The organism is Micromonospora sp. NPDC047620 (genome assembly GCF_043205005.1).
In the GTDB taxonomy this organism is placed as follows: domain Bacteria; phylum Actinomycetota; class Actinomycetes; order Mycobacteriales; family Micromonosporaceae; genus Micromonospora.
Genome location: NZ_JBIDDG010000012.1, coordinates 215016 through 241189 on the forward strand (window position 1 = coordinate 215016; position 26174 = coordinate 241189).

General features: G+C 71.5%; 27 protein-coding genes and 1 pseudogene. 14 read left to right on the forward strand and 14 right to left on the reverse strand.

The genetic code is table 11. The annotated features are described in order from the left end of the window. Positions 1 to 57 precede the first annotated feature (57 nt). The 5 genes from ACGF5C_RS17225 to ACGF5C_RS17245 form a co-directional block, all read right to left on the reverse strand. On the reverse strand, positions 58 to 711 hold the full coding sequence (locus ACGF5C_RS17225; protein WP_393302689.1) for an O-methyltransferase: 654 nt from the start codon (positions 709 to 711) through the stop codon (positions 58 to 60). A 9-nt stretch (positions 712 to 720) separates the two neighbouring features. Continuing rightward, positions 721 to 1365 (reverse strand): Maf family protein, encoded by a 645-nt coding sequence (locus tag ACGF5C_RS17230; RefSeq protein WP_393302776.1) that lies wholly within the window; start codon positions 1363 to 1365, stop codon positions 721 to 723. Between the two features lie 22 nt (positions 1366 to 1387). Further along, positions 1388 to 2509, reverse strand: a complete 1122-nt coding sequence (gene mycP / locus ACGF5C_RS17235; protein WP_393302778.1) for a type VII secretion-associated serine protease mycosin — start codon at positions 2507 to 2509, stop codon at positions 1388 to 1390. A gap of 1456 nt (positions 2510 to 3965) precedes the next feature. After that, complete coding sequence (locus ACGF5C_RS17240; protein WP_393302692.1) at positions 3966 to 4433, reverse strand: hypothetical protein; 468 nt, start codon at positions 4431 to 4433, stop codon at positions 3966 to 3968. Positions 4434 to 4578: 145 nt separating this feature from the next. Continuing rightward, a complete protein-coding gene (locus ACGF5C_RS17245; RefSeq protein WP_393302695.1) occupies positions 4579 to 4791 on the reverse strand; it encodes an acyl-CoA carboxylase epsilon subunit in 213 nt (70 codons plus the stop codon). 92 nt (positions 4792 to 4883) lie between these two features. Between ACGF5C_RS17245 and ACGF5C_RS17250 the strand changes: the two genes are divergently transcribed. Together ACGF5C_RS17250 and ACGF5C_RS17255 are read left to right on the forward strand one after the other, a co-directional pair. Beyond that, positions 4884 to 6812, forward strand: coding sequence for a protein kinase (locus tag ACGF5C_RS17250; RefSeq protein ID WP_393302697.1), 1929 nt, complete (start codon positions 4884 to 4886; stop codon positions 6810 to 6812). A 59-nt stretch (positions 6813 to 6871) separates the two neighbouring features. Next, positions 6872 to 7102 carry a hypothetical protein gene (locus ACGF5C_RS17255; RefSeq protein WP_393302699.1) on the forward strand — a complete coding sequence of 77 codons (231 nt, stop codon included), beginning with the start codon at positions 6872 to 6874 and terminating at the stop codon, positions 7100 to 7102. Positions 7103 to 7227: 125 nt separating this feature from the next. Here ACGF5C_RS17255 and ACGF5C_RS17260 read toward each other — a convergent pair whose 3' ends face one another. Further along, a complete protein-coding gene (locus ACGF5C_RS17260; RefSeq protein ID WP_393302701.1) occupies positions 7228 to 7983 on the reverse strand; it encodes a GH25 family lysozyme in 756 nt (251 codons plus the stop codon). Between the two features lie 105 nt (positions 7984 to 8088). After that, the gene (locus ACGF5C_RS17265) at positions 8089 to 8634 is read right to left on the reverse strand and encodes a Uma2 family endonuclease (RefSeq protein WP_393302703.1); all 546 of its coding nucleotides are present in this window, start codon (positions 8632 to 8634) and stop codon (positions 8089 to 8091) included. Positions 8635 to 8734: 100 nt separating this feature from the next. Here ACGF5C_RS17265 and ACGF5C_RS17270 point away from each other — a divergent pair, with 100 nt between their 5' ends. The 3 genes from ACGF5C_RS17270 (at position 8735) to ACGF5C_RS17280 (ending at position 11127) form a co-directional block, all read left to right on the forward strand. After that, a complete protein-coding gene (locus ACGF5C_RS17270; RefSeq protein WP_393302704.1) occupies positions 8735 to 9478 on the forward strand; it encodes a M50 family metallopeptidase in 744 nt (247 codons plus the stop codon). 253 nt (positions 9479 to 9731) lie between these two features. Then, entirely contained in the window at positions 9732 to 10232 is a 501-nt protein-coding gene (locus tag ACGF5C_RS17275; RefSeq protein WP_357458352.1) for a SigE family RNA polymerase sigma factor, read from the forward strand. Continuing rightward, positions 10225 to 11127: a hypothetical protein gene (locus ACGF5C_RS17280; RefSeq protein ID WP_393302706.1), complete on the forward strand. Its 903-nt coding sequence runs from the start codon at positions 10225 to 10227 to the stop codon at positions 11125 to 11127. Before ACGF5C_RS17275 ends, ACGF5C_RS17280 begins: the two co-directional genes overlap by 8 nt. Positions 11128 to 11177: 50 nt before the next feature. Here the strand turns inward: ACGF5C_RS17280 and ACGF5C_RS17285 are convergent, their stop codons facing one another. Further along, on the reverse strand, positions 11178 to 12761 hold the full coding sequence (locus tag ACGF5C_RS17285) for an acyl-CoA carboxylase subunit beta (protein ID WP_350703448.1): 1584 nt from the start codon (positions 12759 to 12761) through the stop codon (positions 11178 to 11180). Positions 12762 to 12941: 180 nt separating this feature from the next. On the opposite strand from ACGF5C_RS17285, the gene ACGF5C_RS17290 reads away from it, so the two are divergent. Beyond that, positions 12942 to 13817, forward strand: coding sequence for a biotin--[acetyl-CoA-carboxylase] ligase (locus ACGF5C_RS17290; RefSeq protein ID WP_393302708.1), 876 nt, complete (start codon positions 12942 to 12944; stop codon positions 13815 to 13817). Positions 13818 to 14052: 235 nt separating this feature from the next. After that, positions 14053 to 14625 (forward strand): PH domain-containing protein, encoded by a 573-nt coding sequence (locus ACGF5C_RS17295; protein ID WP_393302710.1) that lies wholly within the window; start codon positions 14053 to 14055, stop codon positions 14623 to 14625. Between the two features lie 87 nt (positions 14626 to 14712). Here ACGF5C_RS17295 and ACGF5C_RS17300 read toward each other — a convergent pair whose 3' ends face one another. The 3 genes and pseudogenes from ACGF5C_RS17300 to ACGF5C_RS17310 all read right to left on the reverse strand — a co-directional run. Next, on the reverse strand, positions 14713 to 15441 hold the full coding sequence (locus tag ACGF5C_RS17300; protein WP_393302712.1) for a GtrA family protein: 729 nt from the start codon (positions 15439 to 15441) through the stop codon (positions 14713 to 14715). A gap of 64 nt (positions 15442 to 15505) precedes the next feature. Then, a complete protein-coding gene (locus ACGF5C_RS17305) occupies positions 15506 to 16039 on the reverse strand; it encodes a GtrA family protein (RefSeq protein ID WP_393259205.1) in 534 nt (177 codons plus the stop codon). 167 nt (positions 16040 to 16206) lie between these two features. After that, positions 16207 to 16297 (reverse strand): annotated as a pseudogene (locus ACGF5C_RS17310) (GtrA family protein); the annotation flags it as partial. Positions 16298 to 16452: 155 nt separating this feature from the next. Between ACGF5C_RS17310 and ACGF5C_RS17315 the strand changes: the two are divergent. From ACGF5C_RS17315 to ACGF5C_RS17330, 4 genes are all read left to right on the forward strand, one after another. Beyond that, the gene (locus tag ACGF5C_RS17315) at positions 16453 to 18294 is read left to right on the forward strand and encodes a phosphoenolpyruvate carboxykinase (GTP) (protein ID WP_393302714.1); all 1842 of its coding nucleotides are present in this window, start codon (positions 16453 to 16455) and stop codon (positions 18292 to 18294) included. A 43-nt stretch (positions 18295 to 18337) separates the two neighbouring features. Next, positions 18338 to 19213 (forward strand): hypothetical protein, encoded by an 876-nt coding sequence (locus ACGF5C_RS17320; RefSeq protein WP_393302716.1) that lies wholly within the window; start codon positions 18338 to 18340, stop codon positions 19211 to 19213. Between the two features lie 275 nt (positions 19214 to 19488). Beyond that, the gene (locus ACGF5C_RS17325; RefSeq protein WP_393302718.1) at positions 19489 to 20631 is read left to right on the forward strand and encodes a geranylgeranyl reductase family protein; all 1143 of its coding nucleotides are present in this window, start codon (positions 19489 to 19491) and stop codon (positions 20629 to 20631) included. 31 nt (positions 20632 to 20662) lie between these two features. Then, on the forward strand, positions 20663 to 21433 hold the full coding sequence (locus tag ACGF5C_RS17330; RefSeq protein WP_393302720.1) for an isoprenyl transferase: 771 nt from the start codon (positions 20663 to 20665) through the stop codon (positions 21431 to 21433). A gap of 26 nt (positions 21434 to 21459) precedes the next feature. Here the strand turns inward: ACGF5C_RS17330 and otsB are convergent, their stop codons facing one another. From otsB to ACGF5C_RS17345, 3 genes are all read right to left on the reverse strand, one after another. Then, positions 21460 to 22284 (reverse strand): trehalose-phosphatase, encoded by an 825-nt coding sequence (gene otsB / locus ACGF5C_RS17335; protein WP_393302722.1) that lies wholly within the window; start codon positions 22282 to 22284, stop codon positions 21460 to 21462. A gap of 104 nt (positions 22285 to 22388) precedes the next feature. Further along, entirely contained in the window at positions 22389 to 22742 is a 354-nt protein-coding gene (locus ACGF5C_RS17340; protein ID WP_393302724.1) for a hypothetical protein, read from the reverse strand. Between the two features lie 161 nt (positions 22743 to 22903). Beyond that, on the reverse strand, positions 22904 to 23344 hold the full coding sequence (locus ACGF5C_RS17345; RefSeq protein ID WP_393302726.1) for a helix-turn-helix domain-containing protein: 441 nt from the start codon (positions 23342 to 23344) through the stop codon (positions 22904 to 22906). Positions 23345 to 23607: 263 nt separating this feature from the next. Between ACGF5C_RS17345 and ACGF5C_RS17350 the strand changes: the two genes are divergently transcribed. From ACGF5C_RS17350 to ACGF5C_RS17360, 3 genes are all read left to right on the forward strand, one after another. Next, positions 23608 to 23952, forward strand: coding sequence for a hypothetical protein (locus ACGF5C_RS17350; protein WP_393302728.1), 345 nt, complete (start codon positions 23608 to 23610; stop codon positions 23950 to 23952). Positions 23953 to 23983: 31 nt separating this feature from the next. Continuing rightward, positions 23984 to 24319, forward strand: a complete 336-nt coding sequence (locus ACGF5C_RS17355) for a hypothetical protein (RefSeq protein ID WP_393302730.1) — start codon at positions 23984 to 23986, stop codon at positions 24317 to 24319. A 381-nt stretch (positions 24320 to 24700) separates the two neighbouring features. Beyond that, a complete protein-coding gene (locus ACGF5C_RS17360) occupies positions 24701 to 26116 on the forward strand; it encodes a PhoH family protein (protein ID WP_393302732.1) in 1416 nt (471 codons plus the stop codon). Positions 26117 to 26174 lie beyond the last annotated feature (58 nt).

A 26174-nucleotide genomic window follows, 5' to 3' on the forward strand; every position in this document is an offset into this window, starting at 1 on the left:
GTACTGGAGGGGCCGTTTCGTACCAAGATCGCGCAGGCGGGGCCCAGACTGTGGCGGTCAGTGCACCCGGGCCAGCGTCAGGCCGTCGGCGACCGGGAGCATCACCGCGTCCACCCGGACGTCGGCGAGCACCTCGTCGTTGAACGCGGCGATGGCCCGGTCGTCGGCGTTCTGCGGGGCGATCACCCGGCCGCCGCGCAACACGTTGTCGACCGCGATCACCCCGCCGGGACGCATCCGAGGCACCAGCTCCGCCCAGTAGATCGGATACCCGGTCTTGTCCGCGTCGATGAACGCCAAGTCAAGATGACGTTCGTGCGGCAGCTCGCGCAGCGTGTCGCCGGCCGGGCCGATGCGCAGCTCGATGCGATCCTCCACGCCCGCGCGGGCCCAGTACCGCCGGGCGATGCCCGTGAACTCCTCGGAGATGTCGAAGCAGGTCAGCCGCCCGCCCTCGGGCAGCCCCCGGGCGATCGCCAGCGAGGAGAGGCCGGTGAAGGTGCCCACCTCCACGGCCTGCCGCACGCCGAGCAGCCGGGTGAGGAAGGTCAGGAACGCGGCCTGCTCCGGCGCGACCTGCATCTGTGCGTCGTCCGGCAGGGCGGCGCGGGTCTCCTCGGCCAGGTCCCGCATGATCTCGTCCGGCGGCGACCCGTGCGCCACCAGGTACGCGTGCAGTTCCGACGTGAGCGGGATCGACTTCGTGGTCATGAATGGACGCTAACCGAGCGGTTCGACCGACTGGTTGCCGGGCGCGACCTTCGTCCACAGATCGGTGATTCGCAGATCCAGCTCGGCCAGGAGGCGGCGCAGCATCGGCAGCGAGAGCCCGATGACGGTGCTCGGGTCGCCCTCGATCCGCTCCACGAACGGCCCGCCCAGCCCGTCGATCGTGAAGGCACCGGCCACCGCGAGCGGCTCGCCGGTGCCCACGTACGTGGCGATCTCGTCGTCGCTGACGTCGGCGAAGTGCACGACGGTGGAGGCGACGGCCTCGGCCCGACGCCCCGTCACGATGTCGATGAGGCAGTGCCCACTGTGCAGCACCCCGCTGCGCCCGCGCATGCGCTGCCAGCGCCGGGTGGCGTCCGCCGGGTCGGCCGGCTTGCCGAGGATCTCCCCGTCGAAGGCCAGCACCGAATCGCACCCGATCACCAGCGTCCGCTGGTCGGCGGTCGGCCGGAGCCGGGTGAGCACCGCCTCCGCCTTCAACCGGGCAAGTTCCAGGCAGAGATCCTCGGCCTGTTCGGTGACCAACAGGGACTCGTCGACGCCGCTGACCAGCACGTCCGGTTCGATCCCGGCGGCCTGGAGAATCTTGCGGCGGGCGGGGCTCGCCGAGGCGAGCACGAGGCGGAGCGGCATCGTTTCTGGCACGTCGCCGACGTTACCGGCTGATCCGGGGAGGCGGGTCGTCGCCGTGGCGCCGGCGACGCGCAACCAGGACCCACGCGCCACCGGCAGCCACGATCACACCGAGGGTGACCAGGCCACGGGCGGTCGCTCCGCCGTCTCCGTCGTCGGCGGGCTCCGCGACCGTGGTGGTAGAGGCGGTGGGAGCCGGGCCGCTCGCCGTCGCCGACCCGAAGCCCAACGGGGGTACGTCTGCTGTCAGCGACGCTACGAGGTCGATGACCCCGTAGCCGTACTCGTCGTCCCGTCCGGGTGGTCCCTTGTCGACGGCGGTGGCCGTGAGTCGATGCACTACCTCGGAGGCCGGCAGGTACGGGTATTTCGACCGAATCAGTGCTGCAGCGCCGGCGACGATCGCCGTGGCACCCGACGTGCCATTGCCCTTCGAGTATTTTCCGTCGTAGCTGGTGCTATAGATATCAACGGCAGGCGCAACTACATCAATCTCTGGGCCGGTCACGGAGACGGCTGCATGTCTTCCTATGCGATCGATTCCACCGACAGCTATTACGCCCTCCTTTGACGCAGGGTAGCTAACACGTGCGTCCTCGGGACTGTTGCCCGCCGCCGCTACCACGACGATGTTCGAGGCCAGAGCGGTGCCGATCGCCTGATCGAGGCGGGGGCTAGACGTGCCGCCGCTAGAAATGCTTATGACCTCAGCGCCTTGTGATATCGCGTATTCGATTCCTTGAGCTAGCGCATCTGGCTCACCATCGCCGTTCGGTGGGGAGTCGAATATCGGCAGAATCTTCGCCCTCGGGGCGACGCCTAGCGCTCCTTCAGCCGGACTCCGGCCGTGAGCGGCGATGAGGCCAGCCATGGATGTGCCGTGACCGTCTAGGTCTTGCCGACCGTCGCCAGTGCCTCCGGGAATGAGGTCAACCCCGGGAAGTAAGTTGTTTCGCAGGTCCGGGTGTGGATCCACGCCAGTGTCCGGAACGGCGACTACCACACCCTCGCCCTGCGTGATCCGGTGCGCGTCAATTGCGTGGAGGTAGCGCAAATGCCACTGGTCGCCTCGGACTTGGACGGACTCTGTGGGATGTGGTGCTGTGGAACTCGATGCAGCCGCAGCCGCATTGAACGTCCACATTGTTGTAACCCACAGTGTCAGCACCGCCAGCATTTTGCCGGCTGGCCGTATTCTCACCTGTTAAAGCCGATGGCAGGCCCTGGATCGATTGGGCCTTCCTCGTCTGGCGGACGGACCACTGGGGTCACTCCTTGATCTATCTCCCAAGGATGGTCGGGGTTCCACCGACGCAGTTCGTCATCGCTCTTGTCGGAACGCGCAGAGCGTCCGGGTGCCGCGCCGATGCTGCTAGTGCTTCCTGTTCCGGCGTGGCTACCCATGCCTGGGGAGCCACCGAAGGGAGGTGCCCCATGCGTCGAACCAAAACTCCGCCCGCCACCTGGGCGAGAACCAGCGCCACCCGTTGGCGCGGTGCCGGCGCCTCCTCCACCGATCACCCCACCGACCGGGTTGACCCGACGTGGCTGGTTATTACCTGCCCCCGGCTGGCTGAGACCCATCCCAGGTGCTCCGCCGATAAGACCGCCCGGCGGCATCGGCCTTGGTTGAGATGGTGACGCGGCACTTGGTTGGCCATTCGCGCCGCCCACAATGGGCGGCCTCGCCTGACCTGGCTGGCCGGATGTTGAACCAGTTGGAAATGGCCGGCTCGGAGCGCGCGGGGAGAGTCCTGGCGGCATTCCGAGGTTTGGGCCGGCCGAAGGGGATGAAGGTGCCGTGGCGGGCAACGCGGGATTGGCTGGTGTCGGAGTTAGCCCAACGCCGGCACCGCCAAGGACTGGCCCGCTGCCAGGTGCTGTCGGAGTGGAGACAGGCTTGAGGGTACGGCTTGGCCCCGGCGAGAGGGCCCCAGACTTTCCTAGCACTGGTGCCGGAACAATCGGAGGAATGATCGGTGCGATATTCGAGCCGCCATAGATATCCGGATTATCTGTGTGTTTCGGCGGCCTAACAGGAGGCGGCTTTTGGAGCATTACTTGGGCGTGTTGGAGTTCGCCGCTGAGGCCGTACATGATGCCCCGCGCCTGGACGTTGAGCCGTTCCAGGTCGGCGTCCGTCACCGGGCGGTCGGGGACGCGGCTGCCCATGGCCGCCTTCGGGTCCGCGAGCGTCGCCTCGTACGTCCGCTTCTCCTGGACCTTGACGGCGTACTCGTCGTAGATCTTCTTGAGCTCGGCGCGGGTGGTCCCGATGGCCTGTGTCGCGGCGGAGAGCGCGGTGTAGTTGGCGCTGGCCGCGTCGTGGGTGCGCTGCACCTTGTCGATCAGCTCGTCGAGCTCGCGGACGTACGCCCGGGCTGCCTCGTTGGTCTCCGGGGGCCATGCCTCCGCCAGCCCGCGCCGGTATTCCTGGAGCCGGCTCAGGTGGGTCCGGGCGAGGTCGCAGACCTTGCGCCAGCCGGCGACCTGCTTCCAGTGGTTGGTGGTGTCGTGGTCCTGGAGGCAGGCCCACATGCTGGCCACGTCCATCAGTCGCCAGTCGGTCAGGCCGGACGTGCGGCCGCTGCCCCGCTCGATCACGGCAACACCACCGGCCCCGACATCGGTCCCGTCTCCGGACTGGTGGGGTCGCGCAACACCGGTGACGGGCCGCGCGGTGTGGCGGCGGCCGGGTTGGCGAGCGCCCGTTCGACGTCGGCCACCCGGGCGGAGGAGAAGGCGTCGGATTGGGTGTAGCTGTTGGCTACCGTGCTGGCGGCGACGGCCAGGTGGCCGGTGGTGTCGCGGACGCCCCAGACCATGTCGGCGGTGGCCTGCTGGGTCTCGTGGTGGGCGCGCAGGAAGTTGACCAGCTCGATGAAGGCGTCGGCCGGGTTGGGCACCGGCGCCTTCATGTCCTCGGCGATGTACGACAGGTGGGGGGCGTAGTTGCGTTCCACCTCGGCCTGGAGCTTGTCGGCGAACTCGCGCAACCGGCGGATGTCGGCCTCGATACCGCCGTAACCGCGAAGCCAGGACGCTGGACGGTCCTCCTCGGGGATCATCGGCCCTCCCTACCCGTCACTGCGCCGTTTCCCTGAGTGAGGTTAATGGGTGTCCGACGCTGTCGGCAGCCCCAACCTCGCACACCCGAGCCGTTCGGCAGGTGGGCAGGGGCACCGAGCTGCGGTGATCCGTACCGGGAAAAGGTCAGCGGGGCAGGCCGGAGGCGCGCCACCCGCCGGGACCGGCGACGGGCGTCATGGTGGCCGGTCGCCCGCTGCGCGCCCAGGCTGACGCGGCGGCCGGCGAGGGTGCGGCGGCCGGACGGGACCGGACGACGATCGCGCCCACCAGCGCGGCCAGTTCCTCGGCGGTGGGGACCCCGCGGACGACCCGGAACAGCGGCTCTTCGGCAGACATGGCGTCAGCGTACGCGGCGGCAAGCTTGACCTGAACCGCACAGTGGCGTGCCGGCGGTGTGAGCGTCGTGCCCGCCGGGTACCGTCTGGGCGATGTCTAACGCGCTGCCCCAACTCGTCGCTGACCGATACCGGCTCCTCTCGCCGCTCGGTCAGGGCGGCATGGGTCGGGTGTGGAAGGCGCGCGACGAGGTGCTGCACCGGGACGTGGCGATCAAGGAGCTCGTCCCGCCGCCCAGCCTCACCGACGACGAGCGCCGCGAGATGCGGGAGCGGTCGCTGCGCGAGGCCCGGGCCATCGCCCGGCTGAACCACATCAACGTGGTCCGCATCTTCGACGTGCTGCGCACCGACGGCGACCCATGGATCGTCATGGAGTACGTGGCGTCGAGGTCGTTGCAGGACACGCTCGCCGAGGACGGCCCGGTGCCGCCGGCGCGCGCGGTCGAGATCGGGCTCGGCGTGCTGGGTGCGCTGAACGCGGCGCACAAGGCCGGCGTGATGCACCGCGACGTCAAGCCGGGCAACGTGCTGCTCGGCAACGACGGCCGGGTGGTGCTGACCGATTTCGGTCTCGCCACGATCCCCGGCGACCCGAACGTGACCCGGACGGGCATGGTGCTCGGTTCGCCCGCGTACATCGCGCCGGAGCGGGCCCGCGACGGCACTGCCGGGCCGGAGGCCGACCTCTGGTCGCTGGGCGCCACCCTCTACGCCGCGGTCGAGGGGAAGTCGCCGTACGCCCGGCCGTCGGCGATCGCCACCCTGGCGGCGCTCGCCACCGAGGCACCCCCGCCGCCGAAGAACGCCGGCCCGCTCAAGCCGGTGCTCAACGGCCTGCTGCGCAAGGACCCGAACGAGCGGATCAACGCCGAGGTGGCGGAGAAGTTGCTGCGCCGTGCCGGCGGCAAGCGCACGCGCGCCATCCCGCTGCTCGACGGCGTACGCCGGCCGGGGCCGAACGGCCCGCGCGAGCCGCGCCCGCCGCTGGTGCCGGCGCCGCGACCGGCCGAGGACCCGGCGGCCAGGCCGGTCAGCCCGCCGGCGCCCCGCGCGCCGCAGGAGGCGGTCGCCTCCGCCGGGGTCATCGTGGCGGCCGAGAGTGCGTCCGCCGCCTCGGATGTCGCGCCGACCGCCAAGGTCGAGTCGTCCACGTCCGACACCGCGCCGACGGCGAAGGTCGAGGCACCGAAGCCGGTGGCCGGCGCCTCGCCGGCCATGCCGGTGAGCCCCGCGCCGCGCAGGCCGGTGAATCCCACGTCGGTGATGCCCGCGCCGGTGAGCCCGCCGTCCGGCCGCGCCACGGTGGTGCCGCCCGACGGTACGAAGCCCAACAACACCCGGCGCAACGTGCTGATCGGGGTGCTGGTGGCGCTGCTGCTGGTCGGTCTGGTGCTGGTCGTGCCGATGCTGAGCAGCGGCGACGGCGAGGACGACGGCGGCACCCCGCAGGCCGACCCGACCACCGCCTCGCAGGCACCCCAGACGTCGGGGCCCGCCGCGCCGCCGCCGACCAGCGCCGCCCCCAGCCCGACCCCGGCCGTCACGCCCTCGGCGACGGGACTGCCGGCCGGCTGGAAGCTGCACAAGGACCCGACTGGCTTCTCCGTGCCCGTGCCGCCGGGTTTCAAGCTCGACTACCGCCGCAAGTGGGGGGCCGGGCGGGAGGACTATCGTGTTCGCTTCTCGGACGGCAGGGGGCGGGCCCTGCTGATCGACCAGACCACCGAGCCCCTTGACGATGCCGAGGCCGACTGGCGGAGGCAGGAGACGAGCCGGCGGGGCGACTACCCGAACTACCGGCGGGTCCGGATCGAGTCGATCGACTACTTCGACGAGGCTGCCGACTGGGAGTGGACCCAGACAGAGGACGGACGCGCGATCCACGTCCGCAACCGCGGTTTCGTGACCGCCCCGGACAAGGGGTACGCCATCCGCTGGGACACTCCCGCCGACCAGTGGGCGGCCAACGAACTGATCTTCAAGACCATCGCTGACGGGTTCGTGCCGGTGCGGGACTGATTCGCATGACCCTCCGTCGTACGGGGTACCTGACCTGCACGACGGAAGGGAGGCACGACATGGGTTACCGACTGAAGGACGCCCGGCCTCGGGTGGCACTGTGGATGCTCGTGGCCCTGGGCGACCTCGTCCTGCTGCTCGTCAGCGCCGGCCTGCCGGTACTGTTCGCGCTGCTCAGCGTCGTCACCGTCACCCTCGCCGGAGTGGCTGCCTGGCGTCTCACGCGGCGTGGCGCACTCGCGCGCGACAACGCGGTGACCGTACCGGTGGCGTCCCGACGACGGGCCTGACGCCCGCAGGCCGGATGGCGGGCCAGAGGCCCGAGGCGGTGGCGTGGCGGCAGCCGGACCAGTTGTCGACCGTACGGTGACAGCCGATCCCGCTGCCGCCAACCGTCTGCCCCGGGCGAGTCGGCTCAGGCGGTGTTGTTGGCCAGCGCGATCAGCCGGGTGCGATCACCGTTCCAGTAGTTGCGGTCGACGGGGCCGCTGATCCCGGCGACGCTGCCGCTGTCGGTGTACTGCCAGAAGCTCCAGAACGGCGCGCCGGCCGGCAGGGTGCCGGGGGAGGTGGACCAGCGGGCGATCCAGAGCGGGTGGTTCGCCCACGGGCCGGTCCAACTGCCGGTGCACGTGTTCCACCAACTGGTGGTGGTGTAGATGACCGCGTAGCGGCCGGTGCGCGCGCGGTAGGTGTTGAGGAAGTCCTGCACCCAGCTGCGCATCCCGGACGTGCTGAGGCCGTAGCAGTACCCGCCGCTGTACGGGTTGGCCTCCAGGTCCAGCGCGGCGGGGAGGGTGCGGCTGTCGGCCGACCAGGCGCCGCCGTTGGAGGCCAGGTAGTTCGCCTGGATCGCCCCGGAGGAGATGTTCGGCCGGGCGAAGTGGTACGCCCCCCGGATCACCCCCGCGTAGTACGAGTTGGTGTAGTTGCTGTTGAAGTTCGGGTCCTTGTAGCTCGTGCCCTCGGTGGCCTTGATGAAGGCGAACTGGATCCCGGCGTTGCGTACGCTCGTCCAGTTGATGCTGCCCTGGTAGCGCGAGACGTCGATGCCGGGCGTGGTGGCCGCGGCCGCCGGGGTGCTGGTGGCGACGAGCCCCGCCGCCACGGTGGCGAGCACGGTGAGGCCGGTGGCGAGCATTCTGCGCAGCGATGGTCTGGTACGGGTCATGGATGCCTCCAAGGACGCCGATGGAATTGACGACTATCTTTGGAGGTAAGCGTCCTCGATCGCAAGGGGCGCTAAACAAATTTACATTGACGACTGACGCTGAAATCAGTGGAGTGAAGCCGGATCGACAGCCCAGCGGAACGGCTCGGTCAGGATGAGGTGCTCGCCCGCCTTGGCGACCTGGTCCTCGACGTAGTGCGCACCGTCCAGCCGGAACAGCCGCAACGAGTGGGTCTGGCCGTCCTGCTCGACCAGCAGATACCAGGGAATCCGGGCGATGGCGTAGAGCTGCATCTTGACCAGTCGGTCGGCCGCCGCGTTCCCCGGAGAGACGATCTCGCAGACGAGGACGACCTCGCCCGCCTCGACCACGGTGCCCTCGTCGTCGGTGTCGGCCACCACCACGTCGGGGATGACGATCCGGTCGACGCCGAGCCGGACGTTCACCGCCTCGAAAACCGCGAGGGCTCCGGCCGCGCCGTCGAGGCTGTTGGCCAGCAGTCTCGACACCCGCTGGTGTCGCTTGCTCGGGGCAGGGCTCACGATCAGGCTCCCGTCGAGCAGTTCGACCCGGTTCGAGGTCTCGCCCATGGCGAGGTACTCGGCCTCTGTCCACAGGCCGATGTGGGGTTCCAGGGGGGCCGCGCTCACCGGCGTCCACCTCCCGCTCCGATCGCCACCAGGTCAGCTTCACACGATACGGACCACGAGGGCGTAGCGACACAGGTCCGGGCCGGTAGGCTCGCGCCCCATGGTGTCGATCGACGGGCTCGGCGGTCTCTGGGACAAGCTGTTCGCGGCGCAGCCGGACCCACCGCCCCTGCTGGTGTTCCTGACCGCCGCCGCCGCGCTGGTGGTCGTGTCCACCCGGCTGCCCTGGCGGATCGCCCGAAACGCCGTCACCATCGCCCACGAGGGCGGGCACGCGCTGGTCGCGCTGCTCACCGGCCGCCGGCTGCACGGCATCCGGCTGCACTCGGACACCTCGGGGCTCACCCTCTCCGCCGGCCGGCCCGCCGGCCCGGGGATGATCCTCACCCTGCTGGCCGGCTACGTCGCCCCGCCGCTGGTCGGGCTGGCCGGCGCGTGGCTGCTCGGCGGCAACCGGATCACCCTGCTGCTCTGGGTCGCTGTGGCGCTGCTGCTGGCCATGCTGGTCATGATCCGCAACGTCTTCGGCGTGCTCTCGCTGCTCGTCACCGGCGGGGTTGTGCTCGCCGTCTCCTGGTACGCCACGCCGCAGGTGCAGGCGGCGTTCGCGTACACCGGGGTGTGGTTCCTGCTGCTCGGCGGCGTGCGACCCGTGGTGGAGCTGCAACGGCTGCGCTCCCGGGGACGGATGCCCGCCTCCGACGCCGACCAGCTCGCCGGGATCACCCCGCTGCCCGCGTTCTTCTGGGTCACCGTGTTCGCCCTGGTCAACCTGGTCGCCCTCGCCGTGGGCGCGCTGCTGCTCGCCGGCCCGATCCTCGCTGAGGCCGGCATCACGCTCTGAGCGGCGCCGACCCGGCACGGGGAAAGTACGGGGAGACACCACGCCCGACCAGGCCGACCGCCGTCGCCGGGGACGGCGCGGAAGCGCGAGCGGGCAGAATGGGCCCGAGCTCGCGGTTCGCCGCGCGCTGCGGGAGCGGATCCCGGCCGGCGGCTTCCGGCCGGCGGAGCTGGAGAAAATGATCGGTTGACCGGGCAACCGACCGCCCCGGCCGGCGCGTGTCCCCTGCGACCGTCACGGGGGAGGTAGCAGGGTGCCGGACGTCGACGGCTTCGACGAGTTCTACCGGGGCAGCCGGCAACGGTTGCTGGGCTTCGTCTACGTGCTCACCGGTGACCTCGCCGAGGCGCAGGACGCCGTGCAGGAGGCGTACGTGCGCGCCTGGCAGCGCTGGTCGACCGTGAGCGCGTACGAGGAGCCGGAGGCGTGGGTGCGGGTGGTGGCCAGTCGGATCGCGGTCAGCCGCTGGCGCAGTCTGCGCAGCCGCGCCCGCGCCTACCTGCGGCACGGCGCCACCGATACCGTTCCCGGCCCGGATCCCGACACCGTCGACGTGGTCGCCGCGCTGCGCCGGCTGCCCGAGGAGCAGCGCACCGCGATCGCCCTGTACTACCTGGTCGGCATGCCGGTGGCCGAGGTGGCCCGGCAGACCGACGCCCCCGTGGGCACGGTCAAGGCCCGACTCTCCCGGGGGCGCGCCGCGCTGGCCGGGCTGCTCGCCGTCTCTGATCTGAAGGAGGCCGCCGATGCGTGACGAGACGAGGTTCGTCGACCGGCTGCACCGGGACCTGCGGGACGTCCGCTGGCCGGAGCCCGCCGAGATCCGCGCCCGGGCCCGCCGGCGCAGCCGGCGTGCGGCGCTGACAGCGGCGGTCGCGGTGCTCGCCGTGATGTCGGGTTCCGCGTACGCGGCGGCCGGGCGGCCGGTGTCGCCGCCACCCCTGGTCGCCGCCATCCCGGTGTCACCGGCGAATGCCGCGCCGGCCGAGATCCCGCAGGAGGCCCTGCTCACCCCCCGGGACGTGCCCCTGAAGACTGGTGTGCAACTCGGTGAGACCGGCATGGTCGAGCCGGTACGGATCGACTCGACACTGGAGTCCTGCGGCCGTGACCGGGGCGTGCCGACGGGCCTGCCCACGTCCCGCTATTCGAGGTCCCAGACCCTGCTCTGGGCGCCGACGGACGCCACGACCCAGCACCCGATGCTCACCCAGGACGTGTACCGGGTCGACCCGGATCAGGGACGGCTGGTCTTCGGCCTTGTCGGGCTGCTGCTCAACGCCTGTGCGGAATGGCGGCTCGCCGGGTCCGCGTTCGTGGACGGCCGCCCGGTGACGACCGTTGACACCCACCGGTGGGACACGCCGGTCCGCGGCTTCGCCGGTGACGAGTCCGTGATGGTGCGTCACGTGTCACTGGCCCCCCGCGGCCAGTTTGGCGGGAGGGTGGTGGCCGCGGCGCCCTCGGTCGAGGTCACCATGGTGGTGCGGGTCGGTGACCTGGTCACCGTGGTCGCGACCGGCCCGGGCGCCGTCGCGGACACGGTCGACGACGTCCGTCCCGGCCGCGGCCTGAGTCACGCCGAGCTGGAAGCGTTGGGCAGGACCGCGGCGCGCCGCATGTGCGCGGCGGCGAACCCCGGCTGCTGAGGACGGAGGTCTCCGCCCCCACGAGGACGCGGGGACCTCCGGAACTGCCCTTACAACGGGATGTTGCCGTGCTTCTTCGGGGGCAGGGTCTCGCGCTTGGTACGCAGCACCCGCAGGGCGCGGACGATCTGTGTGCGGGTCTCGTGGGGCGGGATGACGCTGTCGACGTAGCCGCGCTCGGCCGCGATGTACGGGTTGGCGAGGGTGTCCTCGTACTCGGTGATCTTCTCGGCCCGCACGGCGGCCGGGTCCTCGGCGGCGGCCAGCTCCTGCCGGTAGAGGATGTTCACCGCGCCCTGCGCGCCCATCACCGCGATCTGCGCGGTCGGCCAGGCGAAGTTCAGGTCCGCGCCGAGGTGCTTGGAGCCCATCACGTCGTACGCCCCGCCGTAGGCCTTGCGGGTGATGACGGTGACCTTCGGGACGGTGGCCTCGGCGTACGCGTAGATGAGCTTCGCGCCGCGGCGGATGATGCCGTCCCACTCCTGGCCGGTGCCGGGCAGGAAGCCGGGAACGTCCACGAAGGTCAGCACCGGGATGTTGAACGCGTCGCAGGTGCGCACGAACCGGGCGGCCTTCTCCGACGCGGCGATGTCCAGGGTGCCGGCGAAGTGCATCGGCTGGTTGGCGACCACGCCGACCGGGCGCCCCTCGACCCGGCCGTAGCCGATGATCAGGTTCTGCGCGTAGAGCGGCTGGACCTCCAGGAACTCGCCGTCGTCCAGGACGTGCTCGATGACCCGGTGCATGTCGTACGGCTGGTTCGCCGAGTCGGGGATCAGCGTGTCCAGCTCCCGGTCCTCGTCGCTCACGGAGAGGTCCGCGGGGGCCTCGTAGACCACCGGCTCGTCCAGGTTGTTCGACGGCAGGTACGACAGCAGCGCCTTCACGTACTCGATCGCGTCCTCCTCGTCGCTGGCGAGGTAGTGCGCGTTGCCGCTGCGGGAGTTGTGCGTACGGGCGCCGCCCAGCTCCTCCATCGCCACGTCCTCGCCGGTGACGGTCTTGATGACGTCGGGGCCGGTGATGAACATGTGCGAGGTCTGGTCGACCATCACGGTGAAGTCGGTGACCGCCGGGGAGTAGACGGCGCCCCCCGCGCACGGGCCCATGATCAGGGAGATCTGCGGGATGACGCCGCTGGCCCGGACGTTGCGGAAGAAGATCTCGCCGTAGAGCCCGAGCGAGGCCACGCCCTCCTGGATGCGGGCGCCGCCGGAGTCGTTGATGCCGACGACCGGGCAGCCGATCTTCATGGCCAGGTCCATCACCTTGACGATCTTCTCGCCGAAGACCTCGCCGAGGGAGCCGCCGAAGACCGTGAAGTCCTGGGCGAACACGCAGACCTGGCGGCCGTCGATGGTGCCGTAGCCGGTGATCACGCCGTCGCCGTACGGGCGGGTCCTGTCCAGCCCGAAGTTGGTGGACCGGTGCCGGGCCAGCTCGTCCAACTCGACGAAGGAGCCCTCGTCGAGCAGCATCTCGATCCGCTCGCGGGCGGTCTTCTTACCCCTCGCGTGCTGCTTCTCGACCGCGCGCGCCGACCCGGCGTGCACCGCCTCGTCGACCCGTCGCTCCAGGTCAGCCAGCTTGCCCGCGGTGCTGTGGATGTTGATCCCGGTCTCGGTAGTCACCCTGGGAATATAACGATGGTTCAGGTCGTCGCCCCTGTGCAGTTCGCCTCAGCCCGGCGACCGCTCGGCGACGACGCCCACGGCCGCCTGCCCGGCGCCCCCGGCGGCCCGCCCCCGGCGCCCACGGCCGCCCGCCCGGCGGCCGGCGGGTGGGCATCGGGCGGGCCGTAGGCTGACGGGATGCCGGGCTCGCCGTACACCGATCTGGACCGTCCGCCGCTGTCGGCGGCCCGGTTGCGGCGGGCGCTGGTCGCCCCGCACGGGCCGTGGGCGCGGCTGGAGCTGCGCGTCGAGACCGGCTCGACCAACGCGGACGTCGCCGAGGCGGCCCGGGCCGGCGAGCCGGAGGGGCTGGTGGTGGTCGCGGAGCGGCAGACCGCCGGGCGCGGCCGGCGCGGCCGGGCGTGGCAGTCACCGGCGCGGGCGGGCATCGCCACCAGCGTGCTGCTCCGGCCGGGGGAGGCCGTCAACGACCGTGGCTGGCCGCCGGTGCCCCAGGCGGCGTACGGCTGGCTGCCGCTGCTCGCCGGCGTGGCCCTGGTCGAGGCGGTGGCCCGGCTGGCCGAGCTGGACGCCGGCCTGAAGTGGCCCAACGACCTGCTGATCGGCGACGCGAAGTGCGCCGGGATCCTCGCCGAGGCGGTGCCGGGGGACTCGCCGGCGCAGCCGCCCGCGATCGTGCTCGGCATCGGCCTGAACGTCACGCTCCGCGCCGACGAGCTGCCGGAGCACCCGACCGGCCTGCCGGCGACCTCGCTGCAACTGGCCGGCGCGGCGGCCACCGACCGCGATCCGCTGCTGCGAGCCCTGCTCCGCTCGGTCGCCGACTGGTACGGTCGCTGGCGTTCGGCCGGCGGGGACGCGGTTGCCAGCGGGCTGCGCGACGCCTACCTGGCCTCCTGCGCGACGATCGGCCGCCAGGTACGCGTGCTGCTGCCCGGCGGCGACGAGATCACCGGCGCCGCGACCGGCGTGGACGCCGACGGCCGACTGCTGGTCACCACCCCCACGGGCGTGCGCCCCCTGGCCGCCGGCGACGTCCTCCACCTTCGCTAACCCCGGCCTCCCCTTCCACTCTTCCCCCTTCCCCCCTCCCCTCGCCCCCGCCCTCCGCCCTCCCGCCCTCGCCTTCCGCGCGATCTTGCACTTCTTGCCCTGGCGAACGGGGCGGGAGCCGCGAGACGGGGGCCGAACTGCAAGATCGCGGGGGGCGGGATCGCCGCGCGGCTGATGTCGCGGCGGGCGGGAAAGCGGTTACGGTCAGCGCGTCCGTTTCTGCGAGGAGGTTCCCGTGGCGTTCCCCGATGACGTGCTCACCGAGGACGAGCATGTCGTGCTGCACCTGCACCCGCACTGGAAGGCGCTGATCCGGCCGGTCGCGGTGCTCGTGCTCGCCGTCGCGGCGGTGGTGGCCGGCATGGTCCTGCTGCCGTCCGGCGGGGGCGGCTCGATCGCGCTCGCCGTGATCGGGGTGCTGGCCCTGGCGGCGGCGCTCTGGCTGGCGCTCTGGCCGTTCCTGGTCTGGCGGACCACTCACTACCTCTTCACGAACGAGCGGGTGCTGCTCCAGCACGGCGTGCTTTCCCGCGACCGGCGGGACATCCCGCTCACCCGGGTCAACGACCACGCGATGAACCAGCGGTTCGTCGAGCGTCTGCTCGGTTGCGGCACCCTGACCATCGAGTCCGCCGGCGAGCGCGGGCAGTCCGTCCTGCACGACGTGCCTGGGGTCGGCCAGGTCCAGACGAAGCTCTACGAGCTGGTCGAGGCCCACCACGACAAGCACTCCCTCGGCGACGCCGAGATGCGCGACATCCTGGCGGACATGAACGAGGGGAAGCCGCTGCGCGACCCCACCACCTGAGCCCGGCCCCACGCCCGCCCGCCCGCCGCACGTTAACGGCGCGGCGGCGCGGGGTGTGCCGGGTTCAGCGGCGCGGGGTGTGGCAGGTCAGCGGCGCGGGGCGCGGCGGGTGCTGGCCTGGAGTTCGGCGGCCAGCTCGGCTTCCAGCTCCCGGTCGAGGGAGCCGCCGATGCCGGCGTCGAGCGGCACGGGGCGGCCCTGGAGCGGGGCGCTCTGGCCGGTCGCCGGCACGGGGGCCGGGCCGCGCCGTTCGGCGCCCGGTGGTGGCTGCGCCTCCTCCAGCTCGGAGATGGATTCGGCCAGCTCCGCCACCGGGTCCATCTCGGCCATCGTGTCCCACTCGTCGCGCGGGATGCTGTGCCACGTCTCCGCGGCGTGGGCCGGTGCCGGTTGGAAGACGAACGTCCGGTAGGACCAGAACCGGAACAGCGTCGCGAGCAGCACGCCACCGGTCTTCGCCACGTTCAGGGCCAGCAGGCTGGTCACGCCCAGGCCGTACTTGGCGGCGGCGAGGACGCCCAGCTCGATGAGCAGGCCGGCTCCGTTGAAGAGGAAGAACAGGGCGTATTCGCGCCGCATCGCCGACTTCGGGCGGTCGCGGTACGTCCAGTGACGATTCATCAGATACGACGTGATGGTCGCCACGATGGTGGCGATGACCGTCGCCTTCAACTGGCCGTCGACAAAAACGGTGAGTGCCAGGGCATTGAACACCGCGTAATTGATGACGGTGTTGACGCCGCCGACGATGCCGAATTTGAGCGCCTCGTGGATGAACTTCTGCCAGCGCTCGGGCAGCAGACGGACAAGACGCATGCGGAACACCTTAGGGCAGTGGGCGGGGCCGGGAGGCTCCGGCCGGGACGAGGTGGGCGGCAGGTCACGCCCGGTGGTCTCGGTCGTGCTTTACTTCCGGAACGGCTGGGGTTCCCGCTTCCACGAAGACGAACCGCCGGTAGGACCAGAATCGGAACAGCGTCCCGAGCCCGGTGCCGACGATGAAGCTGGCGATGTTGTCGGCCAACGGGGTCTGGAAGACCTCCGGCCAGATGCTGCCCAGGCCGTAGCGGCTGATGGCCAGGCAGGCCACCGCGATCCCCAGGCCGACACCGTTGAAGAAGAAGAACAGTGCGTACTCGCGGGCCGGGTTGGAGCGCTTGCGGTGCCGCCACGTCCAGAACCTGTTGCCGACGAACGCGACGGTCGCCGCGATCACCGTCGAGACGGTCTTCGCGGTCACCTGCTCGACGCCCCGCACGCTCGTCAGGTAGTTGAAGAGCGCGAAGTCGATCAGAAAGGCGATCCCACCCACGGTGGCGAACTTGCTCATCTCGCGGACGAGGTGGCCGAAACGCTCGACCAGTGCGTGGGCCAGACCCGGGCGGGTCTGCCGGGAGCCTGGCTCCCCGGTCATCGTCGCGGCCACGACGCCGAGCCTACCGGCTGGTTGCATCCCACACGGGTAGCAACGACGAGCGGCCCACACGGGTGTGCGCCTGTGGACAGAGCGTAACGAGTCGGGGTGGTCGAGCGGGGCGGTTCGCGAGTCCTTCGACCGGACGCGGCGGGTCGGTCGTCGGCGGTTTCCCAGAGGATTTGCGTGAAACTGCGCGCGAAAGCGGGTATTAGCTCGTGATGCCGCAGCGTGACCGCACCTTGTGCAGTTCTTCACAACCAGTCCCACTGACTGGCGACGCCACCCGGTTTACGCTGAGGCCAATCCCAGGTTTCCACGAAGGGCGACGCACGCGCCGTAAGGACGCGCAGCGCCGTCAAGACTCGTGCATCCCATAGACCGGTCAGCGTCGACCACCAAGGAGATGTGTCATGGTTGCTCCGGCTACCGTTCGGGGTATCGATCAGGCCCCGACGTCCCACCCCAAACTGCTCGCCTGGGTCCGTGAGGTCGCTGAACTGACCACCCCCGACCGTGTCGTCTGGGTGGACGGGTCCGACGAGGAGTGGCGGCGCCTCACCGATGAGCTCGTCGAGGCGGGCACCCTGATCCGCCTCAACCCGGAGAAGAAGCCCAACTCGTTCTACGCGCGGACGGACCCGACGGACGTCGCCCGGGTCGAGGAGCGCACCTTCATCTGCTCCGTCGACGAGGCGGACGCCGGCCCCACCAACAACTGGATGGCGCCGGCCGAGATGAAGCAGACGATGACGGAGCTCTACCGCGGTTGCATGCGCGGGCGCACCATGTACGTCATCCCGTTCTGCATGGGCCCGGTCGAGGCCGAGAGCCCCATGTTCGGCGTCGAGATCACCGACAGCCCGTACGTGGTCGCCTCCATGCGCATCATGACCCGGATGGGCGCCAAGGTCCTCGAGGCCATGGGCGACGACGTGGACTTCGTCCACGCGCTGCACTCGATCGGCGCCCCGCTCGCCCCCGGCCAGCAGGACGTGCCGTGGCCGTGCAACGAGACGAAGTACATCTCGCACTTCCCGGAGACCCGGGAGATCTGGTCCTTCGGCTCCGGTTACGGCGGCAACTCGCTGCTGGGCAAGAAGTGCTACTCGCTGCGGATCGCCAGCGTGATGGGCCGCGACGAGGGCTGGCTCGCCGAGCACATGCTGATCCTCAAGATCACCTCGCCGGAGGGCAAGGTCTACCACATCGCCGGCGCGTTCCCGTCCGCCTGCGGCAAGACCAACCTCGCCATGCTGGAGCCGACCGTCCCGGGGTGGAAGGTCGAGACCATCGGCGACGACATCGCCTGGATGCGCTTCGGTCCCGACGGCCGCCTCTACGCCGTCAACCCCGAGTACGGCCTCTTCGGCGTCGCGCCCGGCACGGACTGGAAGACCAACGCCAACGCGATGCGGACGCTGGACCGCGGCAACTCCATCTTCACCAACGTGGCCCTGACCGACGACGGGGACATCTGGTGGGAGGGCATGGGTGAGCCGCCGGCGCACCTGATCGACTGGAAGGGCAACGACTGGACGCCGGAGAGCGACAACCTCTCCTCGCACGCGAACAGCCGGTTCTGCACCCCGATCACCCAGTGCCCGATCCTGGCCGAGGACTACTACGACCCGAACGGCGTGCCGATCGACGCGATTCTCTTCGGTGGCCGTCGCCGGGACACCATCCCGCTGGTGACCGAGGCCCGCGACTGGGTGCACGGCGTCTACATGGGCGCGACGCTCTCCTCGGAGACCACCGCCGCCGCCTCCGGCGCGGTCGGCGTCGTCCGGCGCGACCCGATGGCGATGCTGCCGTTCATCGGCTACCACGCCGGCGACTACTTCCGGCACTGGATCGAGATGGGCAAGGGCGCCGACGGCGACGAGTCCAAGCTGCCGAAGATCTACTACGTCAACTGGTTCCGCAAGGACCCGGAGGGCAGCTTCCTCTGGCCCGGTTTCGGCGAGAACTCCCGCGTCCTCAAGTGGGTCGTCGAGCGGATCGAGGGGCGCGCCGAGGCGGTGGAGACCCCGATCGGCATGGTCCCGGCCCAGGACGCGCTCGACGTCGACGGCCTGGACATGACCCCGGAGGACGTCCGGATCGCGCTGAAGGTCGACCCGGAGGAGTGGCGCAACGAGCTCCCGCTGGTCACCGAGTGGTTCGAGAAGTTCGGCGACAAGCTGCCGGGCGTGCTCTGGGCCGAGCTGGACGCGCTGCGCGCCCGGCTCGACGCGGAGCCGCAGCGCTGACGACAGGTGTGATCGACGCCCGCACCGGGCATCATCGGTTCCCATGAGGACGGCCGCCGAGACCGAGGTCCGGCGGCCGTCCGCCGTCCGGGCGCTGACCACGCTGCTCGCACTGACCGCGGCGGCCACCGTCGTGGTCGAGCTGCTCAACTGGTGGTACGCCCCGGAGCAGGGCTTCGGGCTGGCCGTACGCACCGGCTGGGCCATGCTCCGCTCGCTCGGCTTCCTGCTGCTGATCGGGCACGTCCGCCGCGGCCGGACGGTGGCCCGGCCGTTCGGGCTGATCCTCGCGGTGACCACGGTGTTCGCCGTCGGGCGGCTGATCGTGCCCCGGCAGGGGGTGCCGCCGCTGCCCGGGCTGCTCGGGTTCGCCCTGCTCACCGCCCTCTGCGCCGCCGTGGTCTGGCTGCTCTACCGCTCGACCGCCGTGTCCGGGCACCTGGTCCGCCACCGGCCCCGGCTGGTCATCGACCGTAGTGGCATCTCCTGGCGGGAGACCCCACCCCGCCGGCCCGAGGTCAGCGGCTGGCTGCTCACCGGCCGGGTTGCCGCGTTCACCTACAGCCCGCTGATGCTGGTCCCGGCCCTGGTCGCCGGCGGCGCCGTGCTGGACGACCGGCTGGCCGCCGTGCCGGCGGTGCTGTTCTGGTTCGCCGCCGGCATCGCGACCAGCTACGCGGTACTGTTCTGCACCGCCTTCCTGATGCGCGGCAAGGGGTGGGCGCGCATCCTGCTGGTGGCGGTGACCGTCGTCGTGCTCGTCGTCGACCTGCCGCTGTGCTGGTGGCTGCTCGGGCTGGACGGGCTGGTCCGCGACGGCGGCCCGCTGTTGGCCGCCGCCGCCCTGACGCTCTACGGCCTGTGGCGCGCGACCCGCGCCGAGCGAACCGAGCGAACCGGGCCCGCCGCACCGGCCTGACGGAGCGACGACTCCGGCGCAGATCACGGGTGTCGCGGGACCCCCTGTCGTGCGCTGTCGAGCTGCCACGTCCATGGGACCGCCGGAACGAGGAGGCTGGCCGCCTGATCGTGCCCCGTCTGTGCGGGCAGCTCGACAGGGCTCGAGCCGTTGGTCGATGCCGGGCCGACGACGTGTTGACGGACATGCCGGTGCGGCTTCGGCACCCTGCGCGTGCGCGACGGCAGGATGGCCGGACGGGGCGGGGCCTGACGCCGGCCGGAGGAGGCGACGCGGTGAGCGATGAGTTCGACGTGGTGGTGGTCGGGGCCGGTCCGGCCGGGTCGGCCGCCGCGCTTGCGGCCCGACGGGCGGGGGCGAGCGTCCTGCTGCTGGACCGGTCCGACTTTCCCCGGGACAAGGCGTGCGGGGACGGCATCGCGGCGCACGCGCTGGACGTGCTCGCCGAACTGGGTGTGCCCGACGCGGTGGCCGGGTACGCGCCGCTGCCGGCGTTGCGCCTGGTCGGGCCGGGTGGCGGCACGGTGGCCCGGGCGCTGCCCCGGCCGGCGTACACGGTGCCCCGGAGGGTCTTCGACGCCCGGCTGGTGGCGGCGGCGGTCGCGGCCGGCGCGCGGTTGCGCCGGCGGGCGGTGCGGCAGGTGGAGGTCCGCGCCGACCGGGTGGTGCTCGACGGGGAACTGGCCGCGCGGATGGTGGTCGGCGCCGACGGCGCCGGGTCGGTGGTCCGGCGGGCGCTCGGGCACCGGGTGAACCCCGACCGCCACCTGGCGCTCGCCATCCGGGGGTACGCCCCGGCGCTGCCCGGCCCGCCCGAACAGCTCATCGTCACCTCGGCGCCGCGCTGGCCGGCGTACGCCTGGTCGTTCCCGATCGGCGACGGCCGGGCGAACGTCGGGTACGGGGAGGTGCTGCGGGGGGAGCCGCTGAGCCGGGCGCACCTGGTCGACCGGCTCGGCGCGCTGCTGCCCGGCACGGACCTGGCCACGGTGACCGACCTGCGGGCGCACCACCTGCCGCTGTCGACGCACCGCCCGTCGCCCGGGCGCGGCCGGGTGCTGCTCGCCGGCGACGCGCTCTCGCTGATCAATCCGTTCACGGGCGAGGGAATCTTCTACGCCCTGCTCTCCGGCGCGCTCGCCGGCGCGGCGGCCGCCGGCTCGCCCGAGCAGGCTGCCCGGCGGTACGCGGCGGCGCTGCGCCGCCGGCTCGGCGCCCACCTGCGGCACAGCTCGTTCGCGGCGTGGCTGGCCCGGCGGCGGCGGGTCGTCGACGCGGCGGTCCGGGCGGCCTGCCGGGACGACCGGGTCTACCGGACGGTGGTCGAGTTGGGGCTGGGCGACGGGCGGCTCGACGCCCGCACGCTGGGCATGATCGGCATCGGTCTGTCGGCGTGGGAACGCCATCCGAGGGGGTGATCGGCGGGACAGGTCGCTACGCTGCAAGGTGATGACTCTGCGGGACCTGATCTATTCGGTGTACGAGCGTCGCCTCACGGCCAAGCTCGCAGGCAAGCCGGTGCCCCGGCACGTCGGCGTGATGTGCGACGGGAACCGCAGGTGGGCCCGGGAGATGGGCTACGTCGACCCGAACGACGGGCACCGGGTCGGCGCCGCGAAGATCAAGCACGTGCTGGGCTGGTGCGACCAGGCCGGCATCGCGCACGTCACGCTCTACCTCCTGGCCACCGACAACCTGCGCCGGCCGGCCAGCGAGCTGGACCCGCTGTTGCAGATCATCGAGGACCTCGTGGTCGAGCTGGCCGAGGAGGGCAACCCCTGGCGGCTGCGCATGGTCGGCGCGCTCGACCTGCTTCCGGCGTCGACCGCCGCGGCGCTGAAGGCGGCCGAGGAGCGTACCGGCGAGCGCAGCGGCGGGGCCGAGGTCAACATCGCGGTCGGCTACGGCGGCCGGCGGGAGATCACCGACGCGGTGCGCTCGCTGCTGCTGGAGCACGCCGCCTCCGGCGGCACCATCGAGGAGTTGGCCGAGGTGCTGGACGTCGAGCACATCGCCGAGCACCTCTACACCCGGGGCCAGCCCGACCCGGACCTGGTCATCCGCACCAGCGGTGAGCAGCGGCTGTCCGGCTTCATGCTCTGGCAGTCCGCGCACTCGGAGTTCTACTTCTGTGAACTCAACTGGCCGGACTTCCGCCACATCGACTTCCTCCGCGCCCTGCGCTCCTACGCCAACCGGCAGCGCCGCTACGGGGCCTGACCTCCCGGCCCCGGCCACCAGGCGCGTCAGGTGAGGCGGTGGGCGGCGGCGGTGAGGAAGTCGCCGAGGGCGGCGGGGGAGTCGAGGGTCAGGTCGGCGGCCTCCGCGACCTCGTGGCCGGTCTCGGGGTTGGCGACGGCGACGCAGACGCCGAAGAAGTTCGGATCGGCGGCGGACCGGGCCCGCAGCGCGGCGAACGCCTTGATGTCGGAGACGTCGTCGCCGAAGTACCAGGCGCCCTGGGCGTCCCGGACCACCTCGTCGATCACCATGCCCTTGTCCCGGTCGACCGGCGGCTTGAGCTCCAGCACCATCCGACCGGCCTGGACCTTGAGCCCCAGCCGTTCGGCCTGGGCCCGGCCCCACCGCTCCACGGTGTCGCCGAGCTGCGGCACCGTACGCCAGTGCAGCGCCACGGAGAGCCGCTTGTACTCCACCAGCGCGCCCTCGGGCAGCTCGGCCCGGGCCAGCTCGGCCAGCTCGGCCATGGTGGGCACCCACGGCAGGGCCGCCGGCTCGGTCACGGTCTCGCCGCCCGAGTGGCTGTGCTCCAGGCCGTAGAGGCCGTACAGGTCGATTCCGGTCAGCCCGCCGAGGTGGTCGCGGAGGAACTCGACCGGTCGCGCGGAGACGATCGCGACCCGCCGTACGACGGGGGCGAGCGCCTCGATCGCGGCGAGCACGTTCGGCGCGGGCCGTACCGCGGTGGGGTCGTCGTCGACCGGCGCCAGGGTGCCGTCGAAGTCGAAGAAGAGCACTGTCGCGTCGGCCCGCCCGGCGGTCGTCCGCCAGGCAAGGTCGGCGTCCAACGGGGTCCTCGGCTGCTGGTTGCCCAGGTTCAACGGCGGCACGCGCGTCAGCGTACCCCGGCCGGGTCGGCTCAATCCCGGTCGAACGATGCGGTCCGGCCGGCGTCCGGAGACGCGGTCGGCACGGGAGGCGCGGGCCTGGCGGGTCAGCGTTCGGCGGCTCCCCGTCCCCGTCGTCCGAACGGCACGACGGCCGCCTCCTGGCCGTGGCTGAGCAGGTAGCCCTCCACGAACCCGGTGTTCCGGTCGCCGCTGTGTTCCTCGATCTCCTTGAGCCGGCTCACCAGGAAGTCGGTGAGCGCGCTGATCCGGTCGTTCAGCCGGTCGTGCAGCTCGGCGACCACGGCCAGGACGACCGCGGTGCCGGCGGTGACGAGCGCGAGGAGGTTGACGAGCAGGGGAAGCTGCCCGCCGTTGACCGCCAGCGTCACCACGTTTCCGGTCACGCCCAGTGTCATCGACACGGTGGCGATGACGACTGCCATCCACTTCAGGGTCATGGACAGACCCCTCCTTCTGTCCCGCAGGGCTGGGTTCGGCCTTGTCCCGTCCCCCCGCCGACGACGAGCCCAAGCAGTACGAATAGGGACGCTAGCGTGCCCGTTCCGGCCCCGGAGCGAAACGAATGAGTCTGACCTGCTGTTCTTTCGCCATCTGAGAACTAGCCGGCCTGTTTACCTCGGTTTCGGACATCGACCGGCATGGTCGGGCGATATGCGAGGTAGCGGATGGTCTCCCGGATGTGGAACTTCTCCGCGTCCGAGACGTCGGGATCGACGAGGCGGCGCAGCAGCGCCTCGACGTCGGGGTCCATCGGCGGCGGGGTGGGGGTGCTGCGGGGCGTCGCCGTGCGGTCCCAGCCCAGCGCGGTGAAGGCGGTCGCCGGGTTGAGCCCCAGGCCCTCGCAGAACGCCACCACGCGCTCGGCCTCCGGGTCGCTGGCCCAGTCGCCCCGGACCCAGCGGTTGATGGTCTGCCGGGAGACCCCGGTGCGACGGGAGACCTCGGTGCCGCTCCAGGCCCGGGTGGCCCGGGCCTCGTCGAGCGCCCGACGGACGAAGGTGGCGAAGGCGATCTTCCGTGCGTTGGCCGTCTCGGTCACGTCGTGACGGTACGACCCGCGGGCCAGCCGTGCCCGTCCCGGCACGCTCTTGTCACGCGGACGAGACGTGAATGTCGACCTGCCGGTGAACGATCCGGCACCGCTTCTGAGGGGTGTCACCTGGGCAGAGTAGGTGTCCGTAGAGGCGGAGTAAACAGACGAAAAGCTGATACTGTCACGCCCATGAGACAATCTACGGTGTGTCACGTGCATGAGACGATCAGTGCTCACATGCGTCACGCCCCCGGCGCGAGGGGGGTGTGGTGACCGAACTCGCCACCCGAGCCCAGGCCTTCGGCCTGATCGCGGAGGGAGTGGCCGCTGGCCTGAGCGCGCCCTGGCGCCTCTACGTCGCCCGGGGCTGCCGCTACCTCTCGCTCAGCGTCGGTGACCGCACCGAGTGGGACACCTGGCGTACCCACCTCGGCTGTCCGGAGCTCAGCGTCCGGGTGTACGACGCCGGTGGCGAGATCCGCCGGTCCTCGGTGGCCGAGGTCGTCCTGGACGGCTGCCGCATCACCGTCGAGCTGGTCGAGGAGGTCAGCACGGACGACCTGGACCGGCTCCTGGTCGTCGATCCCACCTCGGTCGAGCCGGAGGAGCGATGACCGGGCACCCGCGGCGCACCGGAGCCGCCGGATGAGTCCCTTCCTCGCGGTCTTCCTCGTCCTCGTCCTCGGCGCCACAAGCTACGCCGCCGGCCGGCTGCACGGGCAGCTCAGCTACCGGATCGGCTACCGGTTCGGCTACCGCCAGGGCTACTTCGACGGCGACCGGGGCGCGTGGAACCGACGCCGCCGCGACGCCCAGGCGGCCATCGCGTCGGCGCTGGCCGGCCCGCCGCCCACCACCACCCGCGTCACCGGCACGGTGGTCCGGCCAGGCACCACCTACACCGGCTCGTCGTTCGCGGCGCCGGCCGCCCCGGTCACCGGGCGGCACCCGACCGGCACCCTCGTGCGGCGGACCGGTTGAGCCCGGTCGACGGGGATCCCGAGGCCCCGTCGGCCGGTACCCAGGGCGCGGTGCGTCGTCCGCGGCGGACACGCACCGTCGGGACCACGTCAGACCGGTGACGGTGGTCCCACCGGCCGGGATGCGCGCAGGGGGCATGCATCCCGGCCGGTTCCGCCGTCCACGCCTGTTAACGTGCCGGTCCCCGGAGATCCACGATCGCCCTCTAGCCCGGAGGGTCCGACGCCGCTAGCGTCTAGGCATGGCACGGGGTTCTCCCGAGCCAGCCGGTCCGCCCGGATCTGCGACCTCGCGCACGGGGTTCCGCATCCGACCCCGTGTCCCCGGGCACCGGAGGAGGCGGAACGCGGGTGGCGGATGCCCATCCGTCGGAGCAGGCCTGTGACGACTCGCCGTACGACCGCCGGGGCCGACCGGACCACGGCCGCGACTGCCACGACCCGCCGCACCACCCGGAGCCGCCGCGGGGTGTCCGCCGCTCCGGCCGACGCCGAGGAGCCCCGACCAGCCGGCCAGGCGTTCGTCCTGGACACCTCGGTGCTTCTCTCCGACCCGGCGGCCTTCCACCGCTTCGCCGAGCACGAGGTGGTCCTGCCCCTCGTGGTCATCTCCGAGCTGGAGGGCAAGCGGCACCACCCGGAGCTGGGCTGGTTCGCCCGGCAGTCCCTGCGCATGCTGGACGAGCTGCGGGTCAGGCACGGGCGGCTCGACCGCCCGGTGCCGGCCAACGACTCCGGCGGCACGCTGCGGGTGGAGCTCAACCACGCCGACGACGGCGTCCTGCCGCCGGGCTTCCGCACCGACTCCAACGACGCGCGGATCCTCTCCGTCGCGTTGAACCTCGCCGCCGAGGGGCGGGAGGTGACCCTGGTCAGCAAGGACATGCCGCTGCGCGTCAAGGCGGCCTCGGTGGGCCTGCGGGCCGACGAGTACCGGCACGGCCAGGCCAGCGACCCCACCTGGACGGGGATGTCCGAGCTGGAGCTTGCCGAGGAGCAGATCGGCCGGCTCTACGCCGGCGAGACGCTCGACGTGGACGCGGCCGCCGGGCTGCCCTGCCACACCGGCCTGGTGCTGCACTCCGCCCGCGGCTCGGCGCTCGGCCGGGTGCTGCCCGACAAGACGGTGCGGCTGGTCCGCGGCGACCGGGAGGCGTTCGGGCTGCACGGCCGCTCGGCCGAGCAGCGGATCGCCCTCGACCTGCTGCTCGACGAGTCGGTCGGCATCGTCTCGCTGGGCGGGCGGGCCGGGACGGGCAAGTCCGCGCTGGCCCTCTGTGCCGGGCTGGAGGCGGTGATGGAGCGCCGGCGGCACAGGAAGGTGGTGGTCTTCCGCCCGCTCTACGCCGTCGGCGGGCAGGAGCTGGGCTACCTCCCCGGCTCGGAGTCGGAGAAGATGTCGCCCTGGGCACAGGCGGTCTTCGACACCCTCGGCGCGGTGGTGCACGAGAACGTGCTGGAGGAGGTCACGTCGCGCGGCCTGCTGGAGGTGCTGCCGCTGACCCACATCCGGGGCCGGAGCCTGCACGACGCCTTCGTGATCGTGGACGAGGCGCAGTCGCTGGAGCGCGGGGTGCTGTTGACCGTGCTCTCTCGGATCGGCCAGGGCTCGCGGGTGGTGCTCACCCACGACGTGGCCCAGCGGGACAATCTCCGCGTCGGCCGGCACGACGGGGTGACCGCGGTGATCGAGGCACTCAAGGGCCATCCGCTCTTCGCCCACGTCACCCTCAGCCGTTCGGAGCGTTCGCCGATCGCCGCGATGGTGACGGACCTGCTGGAGGACATCCCGCACTGATGACCGTTATCTGGCGGTTCGTGCCTATAATTTGAGTGACGCAAGTCACAATTAAGCC

What these genes read in the sequence shown, in the direction of transcription:
- ACGF5C_RS17230 (WP_393302776.1), bottom strand. Translation starts at nt 1,365, where the DNA reads ATGCCGCTCCGCCTCGTGCTCGCCTCGGCGAGCCCCGCCCGCCGCAAG.
- ACGF5C_RS17250 (WP_393302697.1), top strand. Translation starts at nt 4,884, where the DNA reads ATGTCTAACGCGCTGCCCCAACTCGTCGCTGACCGATACCGGCTCCTC.
- ACGF5C_RS17255 (WP_393302699.1), top strand. Translation starts at nt 6,872, where the DNA reads ATGGGTTACCGACTGAAGGACGCCCGGCCTCGGGTGGCACTGTGGATG.
- ACGF5C_RS17305 (WP_393259205.1), bottom strand. Translation starts at nt 16,039, where the DNA reads ATGACCGGGGAGCCAGGCTCCCGGCAGACCCGCCCGGGTCTGGCCCAC.
- ACGF5C_RS17290 (WP_393302708.1), top strand. Translation starts at nt 12,942, where the DNA reads ATGCCGGGCTCGCCGTACACCGATCTGGACCGTCCGCCGCTGTCGGCG.
- ACGF5C_RS17225 (WP_393302689.1), bottom strand. Translation starts at nt 711, where the DNA reads ATGACCACGAAGTCGATCCCGCTCACGTCGGAACTGCACGCGTACCTG.
- ACGF5C_RS17355 (WP_393302730.1), top strand. Translation starts at nt 23,984, where the DNA reads ATGAGTCCCTTCCTCGCGGTCTTCCTCGTCCTCGTCCTCGGCGCCACA.
- ACGF5C_RS17330 (WP_393302720.1), top strand. Translation starts at nt 20,663, where the DNA reads ATGACTCTGCGGGACCTGATCTATTCGGTGTACGAGCGTCGCCTCACG.
- ACGF5C_RS17240 (WP_393302692.1), bottom strand. Translation starts at nt 4,433, where the DNA reads ATGATCCCCGAGGAGGACCGTCCAGCGTCCTGGCTTCGCGGTTACGGC.
- ACGF5C_RS17340 (WP_393302724.1), bottom strand. Translation starts at nt 22,742, where the DNA reads ATGACCCTGAAGTGGATGGCAGTCGTCATCGCCACCGTGTCGATGACA.
- mycP (WP_393302778.1), bottom strand. Translation starts at nt 2,509, where the DNA reads ATGTGGACGTTCAATGCGGCTGCGGCTGCATCGAGTTCCACAGCACCA.
- ACGF5C_RS17320 (WP_393302716.1), top strand. Translation starts at nt 18,338, where the DNA reads ATGAGGACGGCCGCCGAGACCGAGGTCCGGCGGCCGTCCGCCGTCCGG.
- ACGF5C_RS17300 (WP_393302712.1), bottom strand. Translation starts at nt 15,441, where the DNA reads ATGCGTCTTGTCCGTCTGCTGCCCGAGCGCTGGCAGAAGTTCATCCAC.
- ACGF5C_RS17315 (WP_393302714.1), top strand. Translation starts at nt 16,453, where the DNA reads ATGGTTGCTCCGGCTACCGTTCGGGGTATCGATCAGGCCCCGACGTCC.
- ACGF5C_RS17245 (WP_393302695.1), bottom strand. Translation starts at nt 4,791, where the DNA reads ATGTCTGCCGAAGAGCCGCTGTTCCGGGTCGTCCGCGGGGTCCCCACC.
- ACGF5C_RS17260 (WP_393302701.1), bottom strand. Translation starts at nt 7,983, where the DNA reads ATGACCCGTACCAGACCATCGCTGCGCAGAATGCTCGCCACCGGCCTC.
- ACGF5C_RS17270 (WP_393302704.1), top strand. Translation starts at nt 8,735, where the DNA reads ATGGTGTCGATCGACGGGCTCGGCGGTCTCTGGGACAAGCTGTTCGCG.
- ACGF5C_RS17280 (WP_393302706.1), top strand. Translation starts at nt 10,225, where the DNA reads ATGCGTGACGAGACGAGGTTCGTCGACCGGCTGCACCGGGACCTGCGG.